Annotated in this window: 1 protein-coding gene; it reads right to left on the bottom strand. The window is 71.9% G+C overall.

The features are described 5' to 3' along the window. Positions 1–1,017: SpnB-like Rossmann fold domain-containing protein (locus tag ACWDEW_RS48845; RefSeq protein ID WP_450522844.1), on the bottom strand; the 1,017-nt coding region annotated here is incomplete at its 3' end. Positions 1,018–1,025: the final 8 nt, after the last annotated feature.

Raw genomic sequence — 1,025 nt, 5'->3', positions numbered from 1 at the left:
ACGGGCCATCAGACCGCCCAGCGTCCCCGACGCACCCGTGATCAACACCGTGCCCGAAGGGTTCAACTCCGCCAGCTCCAGCGCGGGCTCTGGTACCGACGCCCGGACCAGCCTCGGCAGGTACGCGGTTCCCTCTCGTACCGCCAACTCCGGCTCCGCGCCGCTCGCAAGAACCCCGGGCAGGGCGCGCACCGACGCGTCGTCCCGGTCGGTGTCCACCAACGCGAACCGGCCCGGCGCCTCGGCCAACGCCGCCCTGACCAAACCCCACACCCCAGCAGCCGCCAGATCAGGCACATCCTCACCCGGCCGGACAGCCACCCCACCACTCGTCACCACAACCAGCCGGGCCCCCGACACCGCGTCGTCGGCCAGCCACTGCTGGACCTCCGCCAACACCTCACACACCACGTCACGAACCCCTGCGGGCACACTGACCGGCGTGCTGCCGAGCGCCGGCGCGGCCAGGAGCACAACATCAGGGGCCGGTGCGCCCTCCGCCACGGCGGCGGCCAGCGTCGACACATCCGGGTAGACGGTGACGGCCCCATCAACGGCGGTGACCAGTGAGGCGGCGAACGGTGCGTCGTCGCCAACGACCGCCCAGGTACCTGCCACAGCCGGCGCTTCGGTGTTCAGAGCCGCCTGCGTCCACTCCAGGACATACAGCGAATCCGCCCCACCGGCACCCCCCGCAGACAACCGCCCACCAGGCACCGGACGCAGCGCCAACGACGCCACGGACGCCACCGGCTCGCCCTCCGCATCGGCAACGTACACGGTCAAGGTGTCGCGACCCGCCGGGACCAGGCGAACCCGCACAGTCGTCGCGCCCGTCGCGTACAGGCGCACGCCGGACCAGACGAACGGCAGCAGCGGCTCGGTCCCCATCTCTGCGGTGTCGTCGGCCGGGACGAGTCCGGCGTGGAGCGCGGCGTCCAACAGAGCCGGGTGAATGGCGAACCCACCGGCATCGGCGTGCTGCTCCTCCCCCAGCACCACCTCCGCGTACGTCACCTCACCCA

This window comes from Streptomyces sp. NPDC001100 (assembly GCF_053598575.1).
Note: the sequence above shows the minus strand (reverse complement) of the source record. Positions and strands in the feature narration are given on the sequence as shown.